The sequence below is a fragment of the Brevibacillus brevis genome, from assembly GCF_900637055.1.
GTDB lineage: Bacteria > Bacillota > Bacilli > Brevibacillales > Brevibacillaceae > Brevibacillus > Brevibacillus brevis.
Genome location: NZ_LR134338.1, coordinates 391,248 through 417,500 on the forward strand (window position 1 = coordinate 391,248; position 26,253 = coordinate 417,500).

Below are 26,253 nucleotides of genomic sequence, written 5' to 3' on the forward strand. Positions count from 1 at the left end.
GCGTGGGAGGAGTATCATGAGAAAGAGAATCCTGCTAGCACTCGTAATCACTGGGCTTGTAGTCGGTACTGTGATCCCGACGAATGTGAGCTTGGCAGCGCCTAGTAAGGCTTCTTTGGACAAGATTAATCGAGAGCTAAAAGAAATCCAAAAGAAGAAGAAAAGCCAGCAGCAGCAATTGAAGAAGACCGAACAACAGATCAATGTCGTGCAAAAAGAGAAAAAGGGCTTGGAAACGCAATTGATGCAAATCGATTTGCGTCGCAACGATACACAGAGAAAGCTGGACAAGCTTGAGCAGCAAATGGATGATACCAAGGAAAAAGCAGCACACGCGCAGGATCAGCTGGATGAGGCAAAAGACCGCGTGGCGAAAAGGGATGCCTTGCTCAGAACACGCGTGACTTCCATGTATGAACGCGGTACGATCTCCTATTTGGATGTACTTCTCGGTTCCTCTGACTTTGGGGACTTTTTGACGCGTATGCAGGCCTTGCAGCTTATTTTGGAGCAGGACACGCGTATTTTAGAGGATAACATTCGTGATAAGGAAACTATTGAGACCAAAAAGAAAGAAATTGATCATCAGCTGACTGTGTACGCCGGGATGTTCGATGAGGCTGAGGAGCTCAAAGTCGAATTGGACAGGCAGTACAAGCAAAGTATGGTGGTCAAGGCTGAATTGGAAAAGAAAGAATCCGCCCTTCAAGAAGATTTTGTTCAGTATGGACAGGAGCTTTTGACGATCACTAAAATGGAATCAGCTAAATACGCCGAGCGGGTACGAGCAATGAGTTCTTCCAGTACAGCCTACAAGGGCGGAAAGTTTGCTTTACCAGTAGCGAGTGGTCAGTTTCGCTTCACTTCTGGTTTTGGTGTACGAAAGGACCCGTTTACAGGGAGATCTGCTGGGCATAATGGTTTAGATATGGCAGCACGAAAAGGAACTCCAATCATGGCAGCGGCTGACGGAATAGTGATCTATGCCGGATATTCCAACGGCTACGGGAATACTGTAATGATCAAGCATAACTCGGAATATACCACCCTGTACGGTCATATTCGCGAGGGCGGAATCAAGGTGTCTGCTGGCCAGTCCGTATCGAGGGGTCAAAAGATAGCGGAGGTAGGCTCTACCGGTCGCTCAACTGGGAATCACTTGCATTTTACCGTCTATAAAAACGATGTTGAGGTCAACCCAATGCCGTACTTGAAGTAGACCCTCGTGCGACCAGACAAATATTGTTAACGGAACATGCATACACTAGCAGCATATCTTTTTCCGGTAGCACAAAGGATGGTGACGTAACAGTGAGATGGAAAGGACGTACCGTAATCGCGCTTGTACTCATCTCGATGGTAGCCAGCAGTTTTGTTACGATGGCAATCATGAAGACATCGGCTAGCGCTAGTTCAAGTCAAGGTGGGGCTTTAACAGCATCCAGCATGGCGCTGTTTTCTGGGAGCGGAGATTATCCGAAAGAGTTCCAGAAGCTGTACGAGGCGTTTTCAGCAATCAAGAAAGATTACATCCAAAATGTCACCAATGAGCAGTTAGTAGAGGGTGCAATTGGCGGAATGGTCGGGTCGCTCGAAGATCCGTACAGTGATTACATGGACCCTCGTTCTGCTGAGGAGTTCACATCTACCCTACACTCGACTTTCCAAGGGATCGGGACAGAGGTAACGATGCAAAATGGTCGGGTAACGGTTGTTTCGCCATTCAAAAACTCTCCAGCTGAGCGTGCAGGGCTACGGCCAAACGACCAAATTTTGAGTGTAAATGATGAATCCCTTGAAGGATTGGATCTGCATCAGGCAGTGACGAAGATTCGTGGTCCAAAAGGAACGAAGGCGGTTCTCAAAGTAGTGAGGGCCGGAGTGCCAGAGCCTCTTACTATCGTGTGTGTACGTGACGATATTCCGATTGAGACGGTGAACAGTCAGATCATCGAGAAGAACGGTGTTAAAGTAGGTGTGATCAACCTTACCCAATTCTCGACAGACACAGCTAAGCACTTCAAAGAACAGCTGGCTGCTCTCGAGCAGAAGGGGATTGGTGGTCTGGTTATTGACGTTCGGGGCAATCCGGGCGGGTATTTGCTGGCTGTGAAAGAAATCGGAGAAATCCTCGTACCGAATAAAGGCAAGATCGTGCAAATCGAGTATGGAAATGGCGGACAGCAAAAAGAAGAGTATTTCTCGACTACAGAAGCTGCGAAGCCTTACCCAATCTCGGTACTGATTAATGGCGGAAGCGCCAGTGCTTCGGAGATTCTCGCAGGTGCTCTGCGGGATAGCGGCAACTACAAGCTGGTCGGTGAGAAGACCTTTGGTAAAGGAACCGTTCAGAGTACAATGGAAATGAACGACAAGAGCCAATTGAAGCTGACGATTGCCAAGTGGGTCACGCCGAAGGGTGAATGGGTCCATAAAAAAGGCATTACGCCAGACTTTGCAGTCAAGCAACCAGACTATTTCAACGCGACTCTGTTGCCGGCAGACAAAGTATTGCAGCGCGATATGGCTGGCACTGACGTGAAAAACCTGCAGCTCATCTTAAAGGGCTTGAATCTGTCCCCAGGACGAGAAGATGGCTATTTTGATGAAAAGACAGAGGACGCAATCAAGCAGTTCCAATCCTCCAACAAACTGGAGGTAACTGGCAAAGTAGACGCGAAGACACGCTCTTCGCTGGAAGAAAGTCTCCGTAAAACGATGACGAAGCCAGAGAATGACCTGCAATTGCAAAAAGCTCTGGATGTCGTCACGGGCAAGTAATGAATAATCAAGAAAATGGAAGCAGGTAATTACCTTCTATCCGTAGAAATGATAACCACGGCAAATCAAATGCCGTGGTTTTTCTTTCTTTTAGTTGAGGTGAGGCAATTGGCGATACAGGCAGATATGCTTACCATTGCATATGGCTTTGCCGCATTTTTTATCAATCCTGTCTTCTATCTCTTTCTGGTATTTATTTATTTGCATTATCGCAGACAGATGAATCTGGAAAGACAGCTTTTTGCTGCACGCATTCAGTCCCCCTTGCTCTCGACGATACGGACTGTAGGAATGGGCTTGGTGGGAGGCTTGCTTATCTCTCTTCTTAGTGCAGGTCTCGGCGTGGTCGTGCAAGCACAGGATTTGTGGATACTATGGGGATTGGCGCTCATCTTGGCGCTGATTCGTTTACGGTTTCTCTGTTTCGCATATGCTGCAGGGATTTTGGCGATTTTACACGCGATCACACAGGTCATTCCACCGGTTACGGATGTTCCTGGATTGAGCTATGTCTGGGAAATGATTCGTCAGGCGAAACCTTTGCCGTTGCTTGCGTTAGTTGCGGTCATGCATCTGATTGAAGCGATGCTCGTACGCTGGAATGGCGGGCGGGACGCTTCTCCGCTGTTTGTGGAAGGGCAGCGTGGTCGGATCGTCGGTGCCTATTTGCTTCATTCTTTTTGGCTGACACCAGCCGTGCTGTTCGTACAGATGGAGCCAGGTGCTATCAGTGGTGCGTTGTATCCAGGGTGGCCGTTCTTTTCGCCGGAAGCGGCTTCATTTGGACTGATGCTTTTGCCGACGGTGACCGGATTCTCCGATATGACGCAAACGATGACACCTTATAGAAAAGCAACGCAGGTTGCGAAAAATTTGACGCTGTATGCGATCGGGTTGTTGGGTTTGTGCGCTCTGACTGTATGGTTTTATCCGTTGGTCTTGCTGGCTGCGATTTTTGCGCTATTCGGTCATGAGGCGTTGTTTTTCTGGAGTCAGTATCAAGAAAGAAAGCGTTCGCCTTATTTCATTCAGTCTTCGCGTGGTGTAAAAGTAATGGGTGTCATTCCGGGTACGAGAGCAGAGGAGATCGGCATCACGCCCGGTGAGATTATCGTGAAAGTAAATGGCATTTCAGTGCGGGAAAAAGAAGATTTATATCCAGCACTACAAGCCAATCCTGCCTTTTGCAAAATGGAAGTACTCACGCGTGAAGGCGAGCTGAAGTTCGTACAGTGTGCGGTCTATGCGGGCAATCATCACCAACTGGGGATCATTGTGGTTCCGGATGCAAATACCCGTGCATTTGTTGATTTGAAACGCGCCAGTGTAGTCGAGCTGATCAAGCAAAAGCTGGAGAAGCTGAATGTGGGAGCATAAGGATAGTAGGGGAGAAGGTATGCAGACAAAAGTGCATACCTTCTTTTTTTCGAGAAAGGCTTGTCTATTCGGTAACTTACTGGTGGCTGTTGCGTCTCAATGGAGGAGGAAATAAGGGGGAGTGGGTTCGGTGTTCAAAGTAAAAAGAACGGTCTCGTGGTTTTTGTCGGGTACATTAGCTGCCGCCACAGTTTTTGCCGGCCCCTTATCAGGAGCAGTCGCAACGAGTCCTGTGAATGTAGCGCAGGCTCAATCGGTTGTGGCAGTGCCGATGCATGTGACGAAAGGTGTCCAAAAGCTAGTCAAGCTTTTACCGGAGCTGTCTTCGCGCTATGTCGTTTACGGTGGGGATGTGGATGGACCCGGTGTTAGCGGGGTGGTAGTCACGTTTGCACAGTCTGCTGCTGAGGCTGAATCGTCCATGGATGATGCAATTTTTGACGGACAGACAGGGGAGTTGCTCAGACTGAATCTGACTCCAAAAGCAGCAACAAAGCCTGCCTACCCGACTGAGCAGCAGGCTAAAACACGTGCGCTGGCTTTTGTCGCTGGTTTGCAGGGAACAGGTAACACCTATCAAACGAGAGAGGTTTATAAAAATAAGGACCTATTGACGGTTCGACTGGTACGAGTCCTGAATAATGTGGTGCTCGATGACGACTATGATTGTCTCGTCAGTTTTGATGCAGCGGGAAGAATCGTTTGGTTTTCTACGTTTGATGGCAGATTATACGAAAAAGTAAGTCCCTCTTCACTCCCATCTCCGCAGCGCGTCATCTCCTCCGAACAAGCTGTACGAAAGTGGCAAGAAAGCCGGCCATTGGAACTCGTTTATTTATTGCCCATTCGTAATCAAAGCGATCAGGTAGAAGCAAAGCTCGCTTATGTCCTGAAAAATGGAATCATAACACAACAACATACAGGTAGTGCATTGGATGCCTTCAGTGGCAAACGATTGGTAACAAAGAATACCCAAGCGACAACCACCCCGTCTCAGACTATCCATGTGACTGGAACAGGTGAGAAGTGGGTAGCGCAAACAGAGACGCAAGCGCGTGATTTGTTACGCATGCTGTTTAGAATCGAAACAGAAAAGCTGCCACTGTCCATCTACGAGGCGAGTTACGATGATGGTCGAGCCATTCGTTATTTCATATGGGGAAATTTTGACGAGGGGGTTCCCGATGCTGAAAAGATAACTCGAATGACTGCCTTTCCTGAGGGAAGCAGTAACGGTGAGCAACGTCATCTCCTTGTAACAGATGCAAAAACTGGTGAACTGCTTGAATTTTCCACGAGGGTGAACAATCCGCAATGGTCTAACGTGAAAACAGATAAGAAGCGGGATCGAATGGAAGCGGATAAGCTTTTGAAAAGACTGACTCCGTCCGGAAGAAATCAAATCCAAATAACGGAGGATGGAGATGAAAGGTACACCTCGCTCATAGCTGATCCCCTTGTGAACGGAATTCCGGTATATGGGATCAATCAGAGTGTGGAACAGGGGATGTATACGATTCGAATTGATTCATGGACGGGTACATGGGATCAGGTGAGCATAAACAAACCGGCCAGTGTTAAATACCCGGCCCGTTCCCAAGCACTTAAAGAACAAGTGGCCATGACCCGGTTACTGCAAACCTTTCCACTTGAGTTGACCTACATCCACCAGCCAGATTATAAAAAAGACACGATTACCTGGAAGCTCGGCTATGACCTTTCGTTTCGTCAAACTCGCTCGCATTGCTTCTGCGGGGGAGCATTTAAAGTAGATGATACGTTTTATGTGGATGCGATAACCGGAAAAGTGATTGTAAACGAATAGCATCCTGCAAAAGAAAGAGCCGCCTTCTCCGTTTTTGGAGAGTTGCGGCTTTTAACTATGCTTCTAGGCAGTTGCTTCGAATCCTGTGATTTGATTGAGAGCGACTTTTTTATCATCCTTGAGGACGAATTCTACTACTCCGTTTTTCATGCTGACAGCTTTAACCACTCCGGTAAGAGGAGTATTAGTAGTGGTGCCGTCCGGATTCGTTTGAGACTGGTTGTACGTGATGTTGTAGCCGATCATTTGCGCGTAGGCAAGAGAGTTGCCCATTGTTCTGTTTTCAGGTTTCACCGTCATGCCTACGATTTCTTCGGCTTTTACGGTTGATCCATTATCCAGTTGGAATTGTGCGGTACCGTTTTTGGTGGTAAAGCCAGTGATGACGCCATTCAAGATTTCATCAACTTTGGAAACGTCGTGTGTGGTAGCTGGATTGCCATCCCGGTCGACTTCCTTGGTTACTTTATAGGAAATCTCTCGACCGATCATTTCCATGTACTTCACGCTGTTATCAAGCGTATTGCCAGCCAGACCTTGCGATTCCAGTCCGGAGACGTCTGCCAGCGGAATCGGTGTCGATTCGCCTGCGATACGGAAGTAGATTTTGCCTTGATCCATGTAGACGGCATCAAGTACGCCTTCTTTCTGCTCCGTCGAAGTTTCTCCCGTCATTTCGTCTTTTGTAGTAAGGGAATACGAGGCTGTACGACCTACCAGCTTTTCATACTTTTCCAAAGTGACCATGCTGTTGTTCGATTGCTCCATCAGCGTGGTCATTTTTGTGATTTTTTCTACCATGGTCAGCATACTTGTTTGCTGGATGAACTGAGAGTTGTCCATTGGGGACATAGGGTCTTGATGCTTTAACTGCTCCAGCATGAGCTTCATAAAGGCATTTTGGTCGAGCTCGGTGGAGAATTCCTTTTTGCCTTTATAGCTCATATGCGGTTGTATATAAGGGTTATTTTTGACGGTTGTTCCGGTATCTGACATGTCAATCCTCCCTGAAGGTGGCGAGTCTATCTGCGTATGTTTGTTCTTCCTTCATCTTATATCGGAGAAATCGGCGGGAAGATGAAGACAAACATTTGTTCGAATTTTGGGCTTAAACTAGCCGGAATTGTGTTATAATGGAAGTAGAAACAGTCATGCTATGAGGAGATGAACGAGGGAATGGAGCGTTTTGAATTGGTATCGGAGTTTCAACCGTCCGGTGACCAGCCGACCGCCATTGCCGAGCTGGTGGCAGGGTTAAAGGCTGGCAAGCGACACCAGACATTGCTGGGTGCGACGGGAACGGGAAAGACTTATACGGCTGCCCAGGTAATTGCTCAGGTGAACAGGCCAACACTCGTGATGGCACACAACAAAACTCTGGCAGCTCAGCTTTGTGCAGAGTTTAAGGAGTTTTTCCCGAACAACGCGGTGGAATACTTCGTCAGCTACTACGATTACTATCAACCCGAAGCATACATTCCCCAATCGGATACGTTTATTGAAAAAGACTCGAGCATTAACGACGAGATCGACAAGCTCCGTCACTCGGCTACCAGTGCTTTGTTCGAACGTCGAGATGTCATCATTGTTGCCTCCGTCTCCTGCATTTACGGATTAGGTTCACCTGAAGAGTACCGTGAATTGCTCTTGTCTTTGCGTGTTGGCATGGAAACAGGACGGGACGAGATTTTGCATCGTCTGGTCGATATCCAGTACACACGCAACGACATCAACTTCACGCGCGGTACGTTCCGTGTGCGGGGTGACGTCGTGGAGATTTTCCCTGCCTCAGAGAGTGAGCAGGCGATTCGCGTTGAGTTTTTTGGAGATGAAATAGAGCGGATTACTTCGATTGACGTACTGACCGGCGAGATTTTGGGACAGCGTGATCACATTGCTATTTTCCCTAAATCTCACTACGTGACGCGCGAAGAGAAAATGAAGCTGGCTGTCCAAAGCATCGAGGCCGAGCTGGAAGAAAGATTGAAAGAATTCCGTGATGCGGGCAAGCTCTTGGAAGCACAGCGACTCGAGCAACGTACACGGTACGATATTGAGATGATGCTGGAGATGGGCTTTTGCTCCGGTATCGAAAACTACTCGCGCCATCTGACAGGACTGCCTGCCGGGCATGCTCCGTATACCTTGCTGGATTACTTTCCAGAAGATTTTATCGTCATGATGGATGAGTCTCATATGACCTTGCCGCAGGTTCGGGGGATGTATAACGGTGACCGCGCACGGAAGGATGTACTGGTCGATCACGGATTCCGTCTGCCTTCTGCGCGCGATAACCGTCCACTCAAGTTCGAGGAGTTTGAAGCAAAGCTGAAACAAGCGATCTATATTTCAGCTACGCCTGGTCCTTATGAGCTGGAGCACAGCCCGGAAATGGTGCAGCAGGTGATTCGTCCGACAGGCTTGATTGACCCAACGGTTACGGTACGTCCGATCAAGGGACAGATAGACGATTTGATTGGCGAAATTCAAGCCACGATTGCGAAAAATGAGCGAGTTCTCGTCACGACTCTGACGAAGAAAATGTCTGAGGATTTGACGGACTATCTGAAAGAAATCGGAATCAAGGTCCGCTATCTTCACTCGGATATTAAAACGATTGAGCGGATGCAGATTTTACGTTCATTGCGCTTGGGCGAGTTTGATGTGCTGGTCGGGATTAACCTCTTGCGGGAAGGTCTAGACTTGCCGGAGGTATCGCTTGTGGCGATTTTGGATGCAGACAAGGAAGGCTTCCTGCGCAATGAGCGCTCTCTGATTCAGACGATCGGTCGGGCTGCGCGGAACGCAGAGGGACGCGTTATCATGTACGCGGACAAAATGACAGATTCGATGACCTCTGCGATTCGAGAGACAGAACGTCGTCGTTCCATTCAGATGGCTTACAATGAAAAGCACGGCATCACGCCGCAAACCGTGAAAAAGTCCGTCCGCGAAGTGATCGAGGCGACCAAGGTAGCGGAGGAAAAAGCAGATTACTTGCCACATGCAGACTTCAAGAAAATGCCGAAGAAGGATCGCGTGGCTGTCATAGAACGTATGGAAGAAGAAATGAAGGAAGCGGCACGCAACCTCATGTTCGAGCGTGCGGCCGAATTGCGTGATTTGATTCTTGAACTGAAGGCGGAACTCTAAGGAGAGGTTTTTTTCATGCCATTAGAACATATTGTCGTAAAGGGTGCACGTGCCCACAACCTGAAAAATGTTGATGTAGTCATTCCGAGGGACAAATTCGTCGTTTTGACGGGTTTGTCTGGCTCGGGTAAGTCCTCGCTCGCTTTTGACACGATTTACGCAGAGGGACAACGACGCTATGTCGAGTCTCTGTCTGCATACGCCCGTCAATTTCTCGGGCAGATGGACAAGCCGGACGTGGATTCGATTGAGGGACTTTCCCCTGCGATCTCGATTGACCAGAAAACGACGAGCCGCAACCCTCGCTCCACGGTAGGGACGGTTACGGAAATCTACGACTATTTGCGCCTTTTGTATGCGCGTGTCGGTAGAGCGGTTTGCCCGGAGCATGGTATCGAGATCCAATCCCAGACCATTGAACAAATGGTTGATCGACTATTGGAGTATCCTGAGCGCACGAGAATGCAGATTCTAGCTCCCATGGTACAAGGTCGTAAGGGAGAGCACGTCAAGCTGCTCGAGGACATCCGCAAGCAAGGCTTCGTCCGTGTGCGGGTCAATGGTGAAATTACCGATTTGTCCGAAGACATCAAGCTGGAAAAGAACAAGAAGCATAACATTGAGGTTGTCGTTGACCGGATTGTCGTAAAGCCGGATGTACAGTCTCGTCTGGCAGACTCCTTGGAAACGGCACTTCGTTTAGCAGATGGCAAGGTCATCGTCGATGTGATGGAGCAAGAAGAGCTGCTGTTCAGTGAAAAGCATGCTTGCCCGGTATGCGGATTCTCCATCGGAGAGCTGGAGCCGCGGATTTTCTCCTTTAACAGCCCGTTTGGTGCTTGCTCGGAGTGCGACGGATTGGGTGTCAAGCTGGAGGTAGACCCGGATATGGTCGTTCCCGATGCGACGAAGACGCTCGATGACGGGGCGATTGGCGCATGGGAGCCGAAGACTTCTACTTACTATCAACAATTGCTGGAATCGGCTTGTCGCCATTTTAACATTCGGATGGATGTGCCATATGAGGAGCTCACGGCAGCGCACCGACAAATCTTGATGTACGGCAGTGAAGGCGAAAAAATTCACTTCCGTTATGAGAACGAGTTCGGGCAAGTGCGCGAGGCAGTCGTACCGTTCGAGGGTGTCGTCATCAACCTGCAACGACGTCATCTGGAGACCAGCTCGGATTACATCCGCGAGCAAATCGAAGGATTTATGAGCCAAAAGGCGTGTCCTGTCTGCAAAGGCCAACGTTTGCGTCAGGAGAGCTTGGCGGTAAAGGTCGGGGAGCGGAGCATTTCCGAGCTGACTACGCTGTCGATTCTCGATGCACATCAGTTTGTCGATGGGCTGGAACTGACAGAGCGGGAAACGAAGATCGCGAACCTGATCGTAAAAGAAATCAAGGCGCGACTGAACTTCTTGATTGATGTCGGACTGGATTACCTGACACTGAGCCGGGCGGCGGGAACACTGTCCGGGGGAGAAGCGCAGCGGATTCGATTAGCTACACAGATCGGTTCTAGCCTGATGGGCGTTCTCTACATTTTGGATGAGCCGAGTATCGGATTGCATCAGCGGGATAACGCCCGTCTGATCAAGACGTTGGAGCATATGACCAAGCTGGGGAATACATTGATCGTCGTCGAGCATGACGAGGATACGATGATGGCCTGCGATTATATTATCGATATTGGCCCGGGCGCTGGCATACATGGCGGTCAAATCGTAGCGGCAGGAACCCCGGAAGAAGTCATGAAGGACCCTAACTCCTTGACGGGTGCTTATTTGAGCGGGCGCAAATTCATCCCCGTACCGATGGAGCGTCGCAAGCCTTCGGACAAATGGATCAAGATTGAGGGCGCGAAGGAAAACAACCTGAAAAACGTCACTGCGAAGCTTCCTCTAGGCGTTTTTGTTGCCGTAACAGGTGTATCTGGCTCAGGAAAAAGTACGCTGATCAATGAAATTTTGCAAAAGACACTGGCTCGTGATTTGAATAAGGCAAAGGTGAAGCCAGGTGAGCATCGTCGCATCCTGGGACTGGAGCATCTGGATAAGGTGATCGACATCGATCAATCTCCAATTGGTCGTACACCACGTTCCAATCCGGCGACGTATACAGGTGTTTTTGACGACATTCGCGACCTGTTTGCTTCCACCAATGAAGCCAAAGTGCGCGGCTATAAAAAAGGACGCTTCAGCTTTAACGTCAAGGGCGGCCGTTGTGAAGCGTGCAGCGGTGATGGGATCATTAAAATCGAGATGCACTTTTTGCCGGATGTGTATGTGCCTTGCGAAGTTTGCCATGGCAAGCGCTACAACCGCGAGACGCTCGATGTGAAATACAAAGGCAAGAGCATTGCTGATGTCTTGGAAATGACGATCGAGGATGGGGTAGAGTTTTTCCGCAATCTGCCGAAGATTGAGCGCAAGCTACAGACCATCGTCGACGTAGGACTGGGATATATGAAGCTTGGACAGCCTGCTACCACGCTCTCTGGCGGTGAAGCACAACGCGTCAAGCTGGCCTCCGAGCTGTATCGACGCAGCACTGGACGTACCTTGTACATTTTGGATGAACCGACAACCGGTCTGCATACAGATGATATCGATCGTTTGCTGAAGGTACTGCAACGATTGGTAGAAAACGGCGATACAGTGCTGGTCATCGAGCACAATCTGGATGTCATCAAAACGGTGGATTACATCGTGGATTTGGGGCCGGAGGGTGGTACCCGTGGCGGAGAAATTGTCGGAACGGGAACACCGGAAGAAGTGGCAAAAATGGAAGGCTCTTATACGGGTATCTATTTGAAGCCGATTTTGGAACGTGATAGAGAACGGACGAATGCCAAGCTAGAGCAATTCGTTTCGAAGTAATCGAGAGACAGCCTCCCTGATTCAGGGGGGCATCTTTGCTAGGTGGACGCAAAGGGGGAGGAAAAGATGGATTACGTGAAGGATTCTCTTGCCGCATTACCTGCCGATCTGGTGGCAGAAGCACAGAGGTGCTTTGATGGACAAGATCCTGCTCACGATTGGCAGCATAATTTGCGTGTGATGGCGATGTGTGAGCGAATTGGCCGCGAGGAAGGGGCAGATATGGAAGTGCTGCGCCTCGCTGCTTTGCTGCATGATATCGGGAGAGCAGAAGAACGGCAAACAGGTGAGTGCCATGCCGAAATCAGCGCGAGACTAGCAGGAGAATGGCTCTCCGAACGCAGTATGACGGAAGCATTCATCTCACGTGTACAGTCTGCCATTCTCGCCCATCGTTTTCGTAAAGACCGACCTCCACATTCCTTGGAAGAAAAGATCCTGTTTGATGCTGACAAGCTGGATTCGATTGGGGCTATTGGAGTGGCTCGGGTTTTTGCTTATACTGGGGTTATTGGGCAGCCCATACAATCGGATGACCCGAATCAGCATACACCTTATAAAGAATACACGTGGAAGCTGCAACGCATCAAAGACAAGCTCTTCACCAAGACTGCCCAGAAAATCGCCGAAGACAGGCATCGATTTATGACAACGTTTTTTGAGCAATGGGAATGGGAAGTAACGGGGATTCGTTAATCGTTGCGCGAAGGCAAGACTGTTACAGGGGGAATGCACCATGAGCCGCTGGATAATCAAAATGCTTTTAAATGGGGCTGCGCTGCTTTTGATCAGCAATTGGTTCCATTCCATTTATGTCGCGAATTTCACAGTAGCACTATGGGCTACGTTGATTTTGGGGATGGTCAACACAGTGATTCGACCGATTCTGCTGTTTTTTACTTTTCCCTTGCAAGTATTGACGATCGGATTGTTCTGGTTTGTCATTAATGCCGTGACGTTTGCGTTGACTGCCTACTTTATTGATGGATTTGAAGTGGGGCCATGGCCTGACAACATTGGTACTGTCATCGTGGCTGCAGCACTGATGAGTATTTTTGGCTACCTCATTGAAGTGGTGGTAGGGATGAAAAAAGAAAAGAGGTAGTATATTCGCAAAAGCCCCGTATTCTCTCAAACGAGTCGCGGGGCTTTTGCCTAAAAAGATGCGAGGTCTTATTAGGTTGTCGTAAGTACAGAGGTTTCGATACAATAGAGACACAACCATAGGGACGGAAAATCCCATGTGAGGGGGAAGCTTCATGCGTAAGACGAATGTGAGCCATTTAGTGGACCATTTCAATATGACGATCTTGAGCGGGGAAGAGGGCTTGGGGCGTGAGATTACCGTAACGGATTTGAGTCGTCCCGGCCTGCAATTAGCCGGTTACTATTCGTACTATGCGGAAGAGCGGATTCAATTGTTCGGCTTGACGGAAATCAACTTTTTTCAAACGCTGACTCCAGAGGAACGGCTGGAACGGATGAATTTTCTCATGCAAAGCCAGGTTCCTTGCTTCTGTGTGACCCGTAATCAGATGGTGCCTGAAGAGATGATTGACGTTTCCAATCGGTTGGGGGTACCTGTCCTTCAGTCCCCGCTGGCAACGACGACGCTAGTCGGGAAAGTGACCAACTTTCTGGAGAATCGTCTTGCACCAACGACGACGATTCATGGGGTACTCACAGACATTTACGGCGTCGGCGTTTTGATTATGGGATCGAGCGGGATCGGGAAGAGTGAGGCTGCACTTGAGCTTGTAAAGCGCGGACACCGACTCGTAGCAGATGACGCAGTGGAGATTAAGCAGACTCAGGGCGGGCAGCTAAGCGGTAGTGCTCCTGAGCTGATTCAGCATCTCTTGGAAATCCGCGGTGTGGGGATTATCAACATTATGACGATGTTTGGTGCAGGTGCCGTGCGCAATGTGAAAAACATCGAGATGGTTGTTCAGCTAGAGCTATGGGAGCCTCATAAAATGTACGAGCGGTTGGGGCTCGATGAGGAAACATTGAAGATCATGGATACCGAAATTCCGATTATTACCGTTCCTGTTCGACCAGGACGAAACTTGGCAGTCATCATTGAGGTTGCAGCGATGAACTTCCGTTTGAAACGGATGGGTTACAACGCAGCGATGCACTTCACACGTAAACAGTCGAATGCCATTTTGGAAGATGCCGATTCTGACTTGTAGGAGAAAGAGACGCATATGAGGAAGACAACACGTTATCCCGTAAATGGGGTAAACCCGCTTTGGCACATGTATCGAACGGTAAGCTTCTGGAAAGTCATGAAAAATTTCATCGTCATCCAACTTTCGCGATATACGCCGATCGTTTCGTGGAAGAACTGGATGTACCGCACATTTTTGCGTATGGAAGTAGGGCAGCATAGTGCGGTTGCGTTGATGGTGATGATGGATATCATGTTTCCCGAGAAAATCAAGATCGGTCGTAATTGCGTGATCGGGTACAATACGACCATACTTGCCCATGAATATTTGATAGATGAATACCGCTTGGGAGAAGTGATTATTGAGGATGCTGTCCTGGTGGGGGCCAACACTACCATTTTGCCGGGAGTAACAATTGGCAAAGGGGCCATTGTCGCAGCGGGTACGGTTGTTCATAAAGATGTTCCGCCTGGTGCCTTTGTAGGTGGGAATCCCATGCAGCTCATTCGAACGAAAGCTTCAGAAGAAGAAGGCATGTAGCGCCTCTTCCCTTTTGATCAGCCGTCAGGTGTTTATCCTGGCGGTTTTTTGTTTTGGGTGAAATTTTCCGACTATTCTCATCTTGGTTGACCTAAGATTCTCGACGTGGTAATCTTCTTCATAACACTTTAGTTTGTTACCATATTAGCAGAGTAAAGCGAATGTGATGGAGGGAACAAGGATGGCAAAGCCGTTGGGATTCGAAAAGCCGCTCGGGATGCGGGACATACTGCCGGAATCACTGGTGAAACAACGGCACTTGGAGCGGGAGCTGCGGCAGTGTATCGAGAGATGGGGCTATGAGGAAATATCCACACCCTCTCTGGAGTACTTCGACACGGTAGGAGCAGCAAGTGCGACACTCACAGACCGGATGTTTCGCCTCCTGGATAAACAAGGCCACACCGTAGTCCTGCGTCCGGATATGACGACGCCAATTGCGAGGGTTGTTTCCTCCCTTTATAAAGATGTTCCATTGCCGATTCGGTTGTATTACCAGGCAAATGTGTTTCGGGCACAAGAAAAGGAAGCGGGACGGAATGCAGAGTTTTCACAAACCGGAATCGAGCTGATTGGAGATGCGTCTGTCGATGCGGATGCGGAAGCCATTGCGCTTGCTGTGTTTTGCTTGCGGGCAGCGGGTGTGGAAACGTTTCGCATTGCCATTGGACATGTCGATTTTGTCGACGGTCTTTTGGAGGAAGAGATTGAGGATGGGCATGTTCGCAATCAATTCCGCCAGTTTTTGTACGAGCGGGACTTCGTTGGCTTCCGGCAGCTACTTGCGACAGTAGACATCCCTATGGAGGCAAAAAGTCGATTGGAATCCTTGTTGCGCCTGCAAGGGGGAAAAGGGAAGATTGAGGTCGCCCGCGATCTGGCAGGCAACGGAAAGGCACGAAGGGCAGTCGAGACGATTGCTTCCTTGTGGGAGTCATTAGAAGCCTACGGGGTAACGGAAGATTTGTTGATCGATTTCAATCTGATCATCAATTTGAACTACTATACAGGCGTCGTTTTCGAAGGATACGCCGCAGATTTGGGCTCTCCGCTTTTGGGCGGAGGACGCTACGATCAATTGCTCTCCCAATTTGGGCGTGCTGCATCCGCCACAGGCTTTGCGATCAAGATGGATCGGCTGCTTCAGGTCACTCCTTTTGTAAAAAGGCAAGCATCTGCGCGAGTTTTGCTTGTTTACACGGAGGATTGCCGCAGCGCCGCTTTGGCAGAGGCACAGCAATTGCGTGAAGACGGGCTCGTAGTAGTGACACGTCTCGTTTCCAGAAGCGATGAGAAACAGGTTGGACAAGAAGCGGGATATACCAAGGTCATTTGCATGACACAACAGGAGGAGTAGGAGATGGCACTCACGAAAAACGACCAAAAGCTGACGATCGCCATGCCAAAAGGGCGGATTTTTGAAGAGGCCGTCCACTTCCTCCAGCAAGCTGGCTTGCAGGTCACTGCGGATCTACAAGATTCTCGTAAACTGATCATCCCTGTGGAAAATGCCAAGCTTGAATTCATTATGGCAAAGCCTACCGATGTTCCTACTTATGTAGAGTATGGGGTGGCTGACGTTGGCGTGGTCGGCAAGGATGTTTTATTGGAAGAAGAACGAGATGTTTACGAGCTGTTGGATTTGCATATCGGCTATTGTCGAATGATGGTAGCGGGTCTGCCAGATTGGAAACCGACGGAAGCACTGCGTGTTGCGACGAAATATCCGAAGATTGCGTCACGTTATTTTCGTGAGCAAGGACAGCAGGTTGAGGTAATCAAGCTGAATGGTTCAGTAGAGCTTGCACCGATGATTGGACTGGCTGATCGTATTGTGGATATTGTCTCAACAGGCAGGACATTGCGGGAAAATGGATTGGTTGAACTGGAGAGCATCTGTGAAATTACCACGAGACTGATTGCCAATCGAGCCAGCTATCGGATGAAAAGTGAAGCGGTGGACGAGATTGCCGGAAAATTTTTAGAGGTCATTCCTCGCGGGAACTAGAGAAAAAGGGGAGACAGCTATGCGTATCATGTCAGCCAGCCAGTATGACGGAAAACGATCGGTAGACGCAGGGACGAGAGAACAGCAAGAGGCGGTGAAGGCGATTCTCACCTCGGTTCGCCAGCAAGGGGACGAAGCGCTGCGCTATTACACGGAACGATTTGATCGTGTGCTTCTACAAAACTTCCGCGTGAGCGAAGGCGAATTTGCTGAAGCAAGTGAGCTCGTTTCTCCACATGTCAAAGCGGCATTGGAAGAAGCAGCCGAAAATATTCGGGCGTTTCACGAGCGACAAGTGCGTCAGTCCTGGTTTACCACCAAAGAGAGTGGCACATTGCTGGGCCAGCTGATACGTCCATTGCAGCGCGTTGGATTGTATGTACCAGGAGGAACGGCAGCTTATCCTTCCAGTGTATTGATGAATGCCATCCCTGCCAAAATCGCAGGTGTTCCACAAGTCGTCATTACGACACCACCAGGAGCGGATGGGAAAATTAATCCGGCGATCCTCGTGGCGGCCCAAATTGCAGGTGTGACCGAGATATACAAGGTAGGCGGAGCACAGGCGATTGCGGCACTGACCTACGGAACGGAGCAAATCAAAGCGGTTGATAAAATCGTTGGCCCCGGCAATATTTTCGTGGCACTGGCAAAGCGAGAAGTTTTCGGATTGGTCAGTATCGACATGGTGGCAGGGCCTAGTGAAATTGCGGTGATCGCAGATGAGACGGCCAACCCGCAATACGTCGCGGCAGACCTGCTGTCTCAGGCCGAGCATGATCCGATGTCAGCCGCTATATTGGTTACGACATCACAATCGTTGGCGGAGCAGGTGTCACAGGAAGTCGAGCGACAGCTTTCCGATCTTCCACGCAAATCGATTGCGGAAGCGGCGATACGCGACTACGGCGCTATTTTACTCGTCGACGATTTGGACGAAGGTTTTGCCGTCATCAACCGTATCGCCCCCGAGCATTTGGAAATCATGGTGGCGGAGCCGTTTGAGTATCTCGGCAAAGTGGAAAATGCAGGCGCGATTTTCCTAGGCCCATACAGCTCAGAGCCAGTCGGTGATTATTTTGCCGGTACCAATCATGTGATTCCTACGAATGGAACGGCGCGATTTTCCTCGCCATTATCCGTCGATGATTTTATCAAGAAGTCGAGTGTTGTTTCCTACAGCAAGCGAGATTTGCGAGACAATGGACATAAAATTGTGACACTGGCCGAGCAGGAAGGATTGTCTGGGCACGGTCGAGCGATCCTTGCGCGATTGCGAGATTTTGAGACCGAAGAGCAGGAGAGTGAAAAGAGATGAGTGAAGGGAAACAACGTGCAGCACAGATCGAACGCAATACGAATGAGACGCAGATCGCGCTTTTCTTTGGGGTAGACGGCGCGGGTGAGAGCAAGCAAAATTCGGGTGTACCATTTTTGGATCACATGTTAGACCTGTTTACCCGACACGGACATTTTGATCTGACTGTCAAGGCAAAGGGAGATATCGAAATCGACTATCACCACACGGTGGAGGATATCGGGATTTGTCTTGGGCATGCTCTGCGGGAAGCGTTGGGAGACAAGAAAAGCATCAAGCGTTATGGAAATGCGTTTGTCCCCATGGATGACGCGCTCGCGCAGGTCGTGATTGACATTAGCAATCGCCCTCATCTGGAATATCGCGCTGCGTACCCCACAAATATGGTTGGTCAATTTCCGACGGAGCTGGTGCACGAATTTTTATGGAAACTCGCACTGGAGGCGCGGATCAATCTGCATGTGATCCTGCACTACGGTCACAATACGCATCACATGATCGAGGCGATTTTCAAAGCGCTGGGCCGTGCACTGGATGAAGCGACGACGATCGATCCGCGTGTAAAAGGGGTCCCGTCAACAAAAGGGGTTTTGTAACATGATCGGCATCATCGATTACGGCATGGGGAATTTGTACAGCTTGAGCAAGGCGTTGGAAAGGCTGGGCTATTCGTATGAGTTCGTATCTCAGGCAGAGCGTCTGCAAAAATATAGCGGGTTGATTTTGCCGGGAGTTGGGGCGTTCGGAGATGCTATCGCCAACATACGTGAGCTTGGATTAGAGCAAGCAATCAAGGGATACGCAGTATCTGGTCGTCCGATCTTGGGCATTTGTCTCGGCATGCAGCTTTTATTTGAGAAAAGTGCGGAGCATGGCGCGCATACGGGCTTGGGACTGCTCGGTGGTGAGGTCGTTCGTTTTCACGGGGATTACAAGGTACCGCACATGGGCTGGAACCAACTGATGATAAAGCAAAAGCAACCGTTACTAAACGGTGTGCAGGATGGCGATTACGTCTATTTTGTCCATTCGTATCATGTCTTGTGCGAGTCTGATGTCTTGCTTGCGACGAGTGACTATCACCAGGAGGTCACAGCCATTGTGAATCGTGACAACGTATACGGTATGCAGTTTCACCCGGAAAAGAGCGGAGAGACAGGAATGCTGCTACTGCGCAACTTTGCCGTTCAATGCGAGGGGGTTTTGACATGAGCTTTATCGTTTATCCGGCGATCGATATTCGCGGGGGCAAGTGCGTTCGACTTTTCCAAGGAGATTACGGGCAAGAGACCGTGTACGCTGATTCACCGCTCGCGATGGCGAAGCGCTGGGTAGAGCAAGGCGCGTCCTGGGTTCATCTCGTAGATTTGGACGGGGCAAAGGAAGGCAAGCCTGCAAATGCAGCGCTCATCAAGGAGATAGCGCGCTCGATCCCTGTACCCGTGCAGGTAGGAGGCGGTATTCGAACAGAAGAGCAGATCGCGGACTATTTGGAAGCGGGTGTCGCGCGCGTGATCGTCGGGACTGCTGCTATCGAAGACGAGCCTTTTACGAAGCGGATTCTTCAAAGCTATGGGGACAAAATCGCGATTGGTCTGGACTGCCGGAATGGGCTGGTGGCTACCAGAGGTTGGTTGACCACGACAGAAGTGCAAGCAACAGAGCTTGCCAAGCGGTTGGTTACGTATGGCGCCGAGACGTTTATTTACACCGATATCGCCCGTGATGGCACGATGACAGGACCCAATGTAGAAGAAATTGCAGCGTTGGCGACGGCTACAGGTAAATCGGTGATTGCCTCGGGAGGCGTTAGCCAACTGGATGACTTGTTGACGCTGGCTGCCCATGCTTCGGACGGAGTCTCTGGCGCCATTGTTGGCAAAGCACTCTACACGGACGCTTTTATATTGGAAGAAGCGCTCCAGCGTATGGAGGGGCGTGAATCGCATGCTGGCTAAACGAATCATCCCGTGTCTCGATGTAAAAGACGGACGGGTGGTAAAAGGCGTGCAGTTCGTCGGACTTCGCGATGCAGGAGATCCGGTTGAACTGGCAAAAAAATATAGCGAAGAGAGAGCGGACGAGCTGATCTTTCTCGATATTTCTGCGTCCCACGAAGGGCGCAAGACGATGGTGGATGTCATAGAAAAAACGGCTGCAAACATTACGATTCCTTTCACGGTGGGTGGTGGCATTAACAGCGTAGACGATATGAAAAGGATATTGCGTGCGGGTGCGGACAAAATCTCGTTGAATACAGCGGCTGTTTTGCGTCCGGAATTGATCCGCGAGGGAGCGACGGTCTTCGGCTCACAATGTATCGTCGTGGCGATCGACGCGAGAAGTGTTGGGGAAGATCGCTGGGAAGTGTATACCCACGGTGGACGGAATGCGACGGGGAGAGACGTCATCCGTTGGGCACAGGAGGCAGAAGCGCTCGGAGCGGGTGAAATCCTTTTGACCAGCATGGACGACGATGGAGAAAAGAAAGGCTTTGGACTCGAATTGACCAAGCGAGTATCAGAAGCGGTTGGAATTCCGGTCATTGCTTCTGGGGGAGCGGGCTCGAGGGAGCATTTTTACGATGTGCTGACGCAAGGAAAGGCAGATGCCGCGTTGGCCGCTTCCATTTTTCACTATGACGAAACGTCGATTCACTCGGTGAAAGAGTATTTGCAAACCAAAGGAGTTGTCGTACGACCATGACAGGAGCAGAAGCGTTTGCAGTGGAAAAATTGCGTTTTGACGAAAAGGGCTTGATCCCTGTCATCGTGCAGGATGCCGGGAGCAAGACAGTCTTGACGCTTGCCTATATGAATGAAGAATCGCTACAAAAGTCATTGGCGACCAAAGAAACATGGTTTTGGAGCCGTTCCCGACAACAGTTGTGGCACAAGGGTGAGACTTCGGGTCATATACAGCGGATCGTCTCTATGCGGTATGATTGCGACGGAGATGCACTGGTTGTGATGGTCGAGCCGAATGGGCCTGCTTGTCATACGGGAGCTTACAGCTGTTTCTCGCAGGAAGTTCTCTCGCATACAGATGGTGAGCCGGTACAAGCAGATCGGTTTGCGATCCTGGGCGAGCTCGAAGAACTGATTGCTGCGCGGGAGGCAGAGCGCCCGGAAGGCTCCTACACCACGTACTTGTTCGAAAAAGGCGTAGACAAAATCCTGAAAAAGGTCGGGGAAGAGACTGCCGAGGTCATTATTGCCGCGAAAAATCGAAGTCGTGAGGAACTGCGGTACGAGGCATCTGATTTGATCTTTCACTTGATGGTTCTGTTACGGGAGCAAAAGCTGCCGCTGGATGAAGTACTGACGGAGCTTCAAAGGCGTCGTTAACAGATAAAGTAATAACCACCTCTGTTTCCAGAGCGTGGTTTTTTTGTTAGAATAATCGGTATCTTATTGCGAGAGGTGTGGTGACCATGAACAAATTCAAGCTCACTTCACTTGCAGCTGGATACGACGGGCAGTATTACGACACCATCATGATAGGTCTACTGCGCGAAGAGTTTTACCAGCAAGCAAAGAAATAGATCTCTGTTTATTTTTCACTAGCGGCATTTGCATAAGGAGGGATGGATTTGGGTTACAAAAGAGGGCATTGGCTTCTCTTCTTGCTTTTCTTGATCGGTTTTTTTCCCGAGATGGTCAAAGCGGAGGAGAAGATCGTACGGGTTGCCTTTGACAAATCTCTCCCCCCTTTTTCCTCGATGGAACCAGATGGAGAGTTTACGGGTTTTACGATTGATCTCATCAGGGCGATTGCAAGCCAAAATGACTGGAAGCTGGAATACGTGCCGCTGGAATGGGAAGAGGCAGTTGGTGCTTTACATGCAGGTAAGGTGGACGTGCTGTTGGGAATGAAGTACACCAATCGATACGATCAAGTATTTGATTTTAGTGAGTCGTTTTTTACGATGTCTGAGGTGCTGCTCGTCCCGCGTGATGATCAAGGGATATACACCTTGAACCAGCTGTCGGAAAAGGTAGTGGCTGTACAGCGGGCCCACACGAGCATGGATTTGCTCGAAAGTGTCAGAAGAGTGAAAATGATCGTTTCATTCAGTCAACCAGAGGCGCTGGCGAATCTGACGCGCGGGCGTGCTGATGCGTTCCTCGGAAATCGCTGGACGGCGGAGTATATTTTGCGCAAAGAGAATCGTTGGGAAGACTATTCGATGCGCTCTGGACTCATTAATCCGACTGATTACGCATTCGCCGTGAGAGAAGGACATTCGGAGCTGTTGGACAAGCTCAATGAGGGTCTGAATCAGCTCTATCGTGATGGAACCTATACGCGCTTGTACAGTCACTATTTTGAACCATATTCGCCTCATTTAACGGATTGGTGGCGGAAGCTAGTCATCGGATTGCTACTCGTTTTGGCAGTTGGGATCGTGTCTTTGCTCACCTTTTTTCTGTGGAACAAAAGGCTGCAGGCAGAAGTGAAAAGACGGACGGCAGAATTGGCTGACGTGATGGTTTTTCAGCGGAAGGTGCTGGATCATACGGATAGTGCGATTTTATCACTCGACACCCAAGGGTACATCACATTGGTCAACCAAGTGGCGATCACCATGCTCCCCATACGGAAAGAAATGTTGGGACGCCATATCCTCGATGTCCTTCCTCAACTGCCGTGGGATGCATGCTGTTTGGATCGCAGACGTCAATATGAGGGTGAAATCCATGATGAGCGATCCTTTGTTTTTCATTATTATGTGGCCCCCTTTCTCAACGCCATGTCCGAGCATGTGGGGTGGATTGTCACTGTCCAGGATCGAACCGAACAAAAAAGAATGCAGACAAGACTGATCTCTCAAGAGAAGATGCACGCATTGGGGCAATTAGTGGCGGGAATCGCACATGAGTTGCGCAATCCGTTGACAGCGGTAAAAACATTCATTGAGCTATTGCCCAAAAAGGTGGATGACCCGCGCTTTCGCTCTGAATTGCTTCGCTTTGTGCCCGAGGAATTGGAGAGGATGAATCGCATTGTCGAGGAACTGCTTGATTATTCCCGTTCCAAGCCACTTCTCATTGAGAGCACGAGCGTGGCAGACTTGGTCTATTCGGTCGTCGGACTGTTTGTCCGACGATTTGAGAGTGAACAGGTGAATATTGTCGTAGATATCTCCGATCAGCTGGAACTACAGGTAGATCGGGGCAGAATCAAGCAGGTGCTGATCAACCTGATGCTCAATGCGCTGGAGGCGATGGCGGGGAGCACTGAAAAGCAGTTGCAGATAAAGGCTGGCAAGAAGAGAGACGGTGTATGGATCACGATCTCAGACACGGGTGAAGGCATGCAAAAAGAACAGCAGTCGCGCCTGTTCGAACCGTTTTATACAACGAAGTCGCAAGGGATTGGCCTCGGCTTGTACGTAAGTCAAAAAATAATGCGTGAACATAGCGGACAGTTGGAGGTAAGCAGTGTTACGCGAGTAGGTACGACATTTACACTGCGTTTTGGACAGGAGGATCACGATGCAGAAGCTGTTGATCGTCGATGATGAACCTTCTATTTGCGTATCGTTGTCGTTTGCGTTAGAGGATGACTACCATATATGGACGGCGAACGATGCTGAGACGGCCAGGGCAATCGTTCAGGCAGAAGAAATTTATTGTGTGCTTCTGGACCAGAGTCTGGGAACTGCCAGTGGTTTGGTGTTGTTGCCCCAATTAAAGGCGACACGTCCACAGATCACCGTCATTATGATGACGGCATATGGCACGATCGAGTCCTCTGTAGCAGCGATGAAGGCAGGGGCCTATCATTATTTAACCAAGCCTTTGCATTTGGAAGAGGTCAAGCTCTTGCTGAATAAAGCGATGGAGCATCAGTATTTGCAGCGACAAGTACAAACTTTACGCGAGCAAATTCACCAAAAGCAATCGTACGCAGGAATTCTCGGCAAAAGTCCGCGAATGGAAAAGCTGTTTCACTTGATCGAAAAGGTAAAGGATATCTCTTCCAGTATTTTAATCACAGGGGAGAGCGGTACGGGAAAGGAGCTAGTGGCTCGGGCGATTCATCATGAGGGGAACCGCAGGCATGCACCTTTTTCTGTCATTAACTGTGCGACAATCCCTGAAGCCTTGCTGGAAAGTGAGCTGTTTGGATATGAAAAAGGGACGTTTACCGGAGCCTATCAAAGTAAAAAGGGATTGTTCGAACGTTCGCACGGCGGAACGGTCTTTCTCGATGAAATAGGCGAAATGCCGCTTTCTCTGCAAGCAAAGCTGCTTCGTGTCATTCAGGAAAAGCGGGTTACTCCTTTAGGTGGATACGAAGCCAAAGAAGTTGATATTCGGATTATTGCGGCTACCAACCGGCAGATGGAAGCTGAAGTGGCAAGGGGAGCGTTTCGCGAGGATCTGTTTTATCGGCTTAATGTCATTCCCATTCGTACACCACCTCTGCGTGATAGAACTGAAGATATCCCGTTGCTGCTTGAACATTTTCTCCAGCGCATGGCTGCGGAAATGGGGAAAGGACCGAAGTCGTTAACACCGGAAGCGAGAAAATGGCTGTACGCGTATACGTTCCCAGGCAATGTACGTGAGCTGGCGAATATTGTGGAATATGCCGTGGCACTTTCCCAAGGGGACAAGCTGACTATGGAGGATTTTCCTCCCGCACTGATTGAACGCCGGAGTAATGTAAGATCTGTTCAGTCGAATAAAGACGGGCTGACGATTCCCGAGGGCATCTCGTTGGAGGAAGTGGAGCGGCGATTCATTCTGTATACGCTGGAAAAAAACGATGGTCATCGGAAAAAGACAGCTGATCAACTGGGAATCAGTGAGCGAGGCTTACGGCAAAAGCTGAAACAGTACTTCGAGAAAGAGTAGAGGAGCGATCCGGCAAAAAATTCCGCATGGACGGGACTTTTTTGCCGGATTTTTGTTACAGCGAGTTAGATGTACCGTAAAAAGGACGGGTACGCTTGGCTAATCCATGTTGGCATAAGAGTTGCTACTAACAGATAAATGAAAGCGGTTCCATTTTTGCGTAAATAGAAGGGGGTATTTGAAGATGATACGTAACAAAATGCTAGCGATTTTGACTTCCGCTCTGCTTGTTCTTACGGCAACAGCATGTGGGGGGCAGTCAGCCGCGCCCGGTGCAGCATCAGGAAGTGGCGGTGCCACTGAACAAAATTTTCTTACGATAGCAACAGGCGGTAGTTCAGGGCCTTACTACACGCTAGGTGGTGCCATGGCGAAAATTTACAAGGATAAGCTCGGGTACAATGCCTCTGTTCAGTCCACGGGAGCGTCTGTTGAAAACATTAACCTGATCAAGACGAAAAAGGCCGATGTGGCATTTGTCATGTCAGATGTAACGACTTTTGCTTATGCGGGTCAGGAAAATTTCAAGGAGGGCGGGGCTATCAAAGACCTGCGTGCCCTAGCTGGCCTGTACCTTAATTACGTGCAGATCGTGACGCTGAAGGATAGAAATATTAAATCAGTAGCTGATTTGAAAGGAAAACGGGTTGGGGTCGGAGCTCCTAACTCTGGTGTCGAAGTAAATGCACGCATGGTGCTCGCTGGTCATGGAATTACGTACGACGATATCAAGGCGGATTTCCTGTCATACGCTGAAGCGATCGAGCAGTTGAAAAACAACACGATTGACGCTGCTTTTGTAACCTCTGGATTGCCGAATTCGGCTGTCATCGATCTGGGAACCACGAAGGACGTGGAAATCGTGCCGATTCAAAAGGCTGATGTAGACAAGATGGCTCAGCAGTATCCGTTCTTTGTTTCGGCAGAGATTCCGGCTGGTGTGTACAAGAATAACCAACCGGTTCAGACAGCGGCGATTCGCAATATACTGCTCGTACGCAGTGATTTGTCTGAGGAACAGGTGTACAAGCTGACGAAAACATTCTTCGAAGAAATGGAAACATTGAAATCCGCACATAGTGCCGCCAAGGAAGTGGATGTAAAAGAGGCCGGGAAAAACTTGGTTGTTCCCCTTCATCCTGGTGCAGAAAAGTACTACAAGGAAGTCGGCGCATTGAACTGATAGATGCTTTTGCTGGAGGAAAACGGGGGTAAGGAAGATGCAAATCTGGAAAAAATGGCGAATCCGCTTACTCCTAGTGCTGACGATGGGGCTCATGATAATCGGGCCCCAACCGTATTTGGAATTACGTGATTTTCATCGACAA

Annotated in this window: 23 protein-coding genes (1 of these 23 cut by a window edge); 22 read left to right on the forward strand and 1 reads right to left on the reverse strand. The window is 49.5% G+C overall.

Annotated features, from left to right (window positions below; translation table 11 throughout):
- Positions 1–16: 16 nt before the first annotated feature.
- From EL268_RS02305 to EL268_RS02320, 4 genes are all read left to right on the forward strand, one after another.
- Entirely contained in the window at positions 17–1,219 is a 1,203-nt protein-coding gene (locus tag EL268_RS02305) for a murein hydrolase activator EnvC family protein (RefSeq protein ID WP_106656801.1), read from the forward strand.
- A 92-nt stretch (positions 1,220–1,311) separates the two neighbouring features.
- Positions 1,312–2,781: a S41 family peptidase gene (locus EL268_RS02310; RefSeq protein WP_106656800.1), complete on the forward strand. Its 1,470-nt coding sequence runs from the start codon at positions 1,312–1,314 to the stop codon at positions 2,779–2,781.
- Between the two features lie 15 nt (positions 2,782–2,796).
- Complete coding sequence (locus tag EL268_RS02315; protein WP_106656799.1) at positions 2,797–4,158, forward strand: PDZ domain-containing protein; 1,362 nt, start codon at positions 2,797–2,799, stop codon at positions 4,156–4,158.
- Positions 4,159–4,288: 130 nt separating this feature from the next.
- Positions 4,289–5,983 (forward strand): hypothetical protein, encoded by a 1,695-nt coding sequence (locus tag EL268_RS02320; protein WP_232030226.1) that lies wholly within the window; start codon positions 4,289–4,291, stop codon positions 5,981–5,983.
- Positions 5,984–6,046: 63 nt separating this feature from the next.
- On the opposite strand, the gene EL268_RS02325 is transcribed toward EL268_RS02320, so the two are convergent.
- Positions 6,047–6,979 (reverse strand): flagellar hook assembly protein FlgD, encoded by a 933-nt coding sequence (locus tag EL268_RS02325; protein ID WP_106656797.1) that lies wholly within the window; start codon positions 6,977–6,979, stop codon positions 6,047–6,049.
- Between the two features lie 180 nt (positions 6,980–7,159).
- On the opposite strand from EL268_RS02325, the gene uvrB reads away from it, so the two are divergent.
- The 18 genes from uvrB to EL268_RS02420 form a co-directional block, all read left to right on the forward strand.
- A complete protein-coding gene (gene uvrB, locus EL268_RS02330) occupies positions 7,160–9,136 on the forward strand; it encodes an excinuclease ABC subunit UvrB (RefSeq protein WP_106656796.1) in 1,977 nt (658 codons plus the stop codon).
- 15 nt (positions 9,137–9,151) lie between these two features.
- Positions 9,152–12,019 (forward strand): excinuclease ABC subunit UvrA, encoded by a 2,868-nt coding sequence (gene uvrA / locus EL268_RS02335; RefSeq protein ID WP_106656795.1) that lies wholly within the window; start codon positions 9,152–9,154, stop codon positions 12,017–12,019.
- Positions 12,020–12,085: 66 nt separating this feature from the next.
- The gene (locus EL268_RS02340; protein WP_106656794.1) at positions 12,086–12,715 is read left to right on the forward strand and encodes an HD domain-containing protein; all 630 of its coding nucleotides are present in this window, start codon (positions 12,086–12,088) and stop codon (positions 12,713–12,715) included.
- A gap of 40 nt (positions 12,716–12,755) precedes the next feature.
- A complete protein-coding gene (locus EL268_RS02345) occupies positions 12,756–13,124 on the forward strand; it encodes a phage holin family protein (RefSeq protein WP_047069714.1) in 369 nt (122 codons plus the stop codon).
- Between the two features lie 154 nt (positions 13,125–13,278).
- Positions 13,279–14,214, forward strand: a complete 936-nt coding sequence (gene hprK, locus EL268_RS02350) for an HPr(Ser) kinase/phosphatase (protein WP_007718288.1) — start codon at positions 13,279–13,281, stop codon at positions 14,212–14,214.
- Positions 14,215–14,229: 15 nt separating this feature from the next.
- Entirely contained in the window at positions 14,230–14,733 is a 504-nt protein-coding gene (locus EL268_RS02355; protein ID WP_047069713.1) for an acyltransferase, read from the forward strand.
- A 181-nt stretch (positions 14,734–14,914) separates the two neighbouring features.
- A complete protein-coding gene (locus EL268_RS02360; RefSeq protein ID WP_106656793.1) occupies positions 14,915–16,090 on the forward strand; it encodes an ATP phosphoribosyltransferase regulatory subunit in 1,176 nt (391 codons plus the stop codon).
- 3 nt (positions 16,091–16,093) lie between these two features.
- Positions 16,094–16,741, forward strand: a complete 648-nt coding sequence (gene hisG, locus EL268_RS02365; RefSeq protein WP_007718296.1) for an ATP phosphoribosyltransferase — start codon at positions 16,094–16,096, stop codon at positions 16,739–16,741.
- Positions 16,742–16,760: 19 nt separating this feature from the next.
- Positions 16,761–18,059 carry a histidinol dehydrogenase gene (hisD, locus tag EL268_RS02370; RefSeq protein WP_106656792.1) on the forward strand — a complete coding sequence of 433 codons (1,299 nt, stop codon included), beginning with the start codon at positions 16,761–16,763 and terminating at the stop codon, positions 18,057–18,059.
- Positions 18,056–18,655 carry an imidazoleglycerol-phosphate dehydratase HisB gene (hisB, locus tag EL268_RS02375; RefSeq protein ID WP_106656791.1) on the forward strand — a complete coding sequence of 200 codons (600 nt, stop codon included), beginning with the start codon at positions 18,056–18,058 and terminating at the stop codon, positions 18,653–18,655. The genes hisD and hisB overlap by 4 nt, the downstream gene beginning before the upstream one ends.
- Before the next feature lies 1 nt (position 18,656).
- Positions 18,657–19,271, forward strand: coding sequence for an imidazole glycerol phosphate synthase subunit HisH (hisH, locus tag EL268_RS02380; protein WP_106656790.1), 615 nt, complete (start codon positions 18,657–18,659; stop codon positions 19,269–19,271).
- The gene (gene hisA, locus EL268_RS02385; RefSeq protein ID WP_106656789.1) at positions 19,268–20,017 is read left to right on the forward strand and encodes a 1-(5-phosphoribosyl)-5-[(5-phosphoribosylamino)methylideneamino]imidazole-4-carboxamide isomerase; all 750 of its coding nucleotides are present in this window, start codon (positions 19,268–19,270) and stop codon (positions 20,015–20,017) included. The genes hisH and hisA overlap by 4 nt, the downstream gene beginning before the upstream one ends.
- The gene (hisF, locus tag EL268_RS02390; protein WP_017252223.1) at positions 20,007–20,765 is read left to right on the forward strand and encodes an imidazole glycerol phosphate synthase subunit HisF; all 759 of its coding nucleotides are present in this window, start codon (positions 20,007–20,009) and stop codon (positions 20,763–20,765) included. Before hisA ends, hisF begins: the two co-directional genes overlap by 11 nt.
- Positions 20,762–21,406: a bifunctional phosphoribosyl-AMP cyclohydrolase/phosphoribosyl-ATP diphosphatase HisIE gene (gene hisIE, locus EL268_RS02395; RefSeq protein ID WP_106656788.1), complete on the forward strand. Its 645-nt coding sequence runs from the start codon at positions 20,762–20,764 to the stop codon at positions 21,404–21,406. Before hisF ends, hisIE begins: the two co-directional genes overlap by 4 nt.
- A 245-nt stretch (positions 21,407–21,651) precedes the next feature.
- Positions 21,652–23,583: a transporter substrate-binding domain-containing protein gene (locus EL268_RS02405; RefSeq protein ID WP_232030229.1), complete on the forward strand. Its 1,932-nt coding sequence runs from the start codon at positions 21,652–21,654 to the stop codon at positions 23,581–23,583.
- Positions 23,558–24,925: a sigma-54-dependent transcriptional regulator gene (locus EL268_RS02410; protein ID WP_106656786.1), complete on the forward strand. Its 1,368-nt coding sequence runs from the start codon at positions 23,558–23,560 to the stop codon at positions 24,923–24,925. Before EL268_RS02405 ends, EL268_RS02410 begins: the two co-directional genes overlap by 26 nt.
- Before the next feature lie 184 nt (positions 24,926–25,109).
- On the forward strand, positions 25,110–26,108 hold the full coding sequence (locus EL268_RS02415) for a TAXI family TRAP transporter solute-binding subunit (RefSeq protein ID WP_174769449.1): 999 nt from the start codon (positions 25,110–25,112) through the stop codon (positions 26,106–26,108).
- A gap of 37 nt (positions 26,109–26,145) precedes the next feature.
- On the forward strand, positions 26,146–26,253 hold the 5' end (the start) of the coding sequence (locus EL268_RS02420; RefSeq protein WP_106656785.1) for a DUF1850 domain-containing protein. It continues 417 nt past the right edge of the window; 108 of the gene's 525 nt are visible here — the first part of the coding sequence; it begins with the start codon at positions 26,146–26,148; its stop codon lies off the right edge, out of view.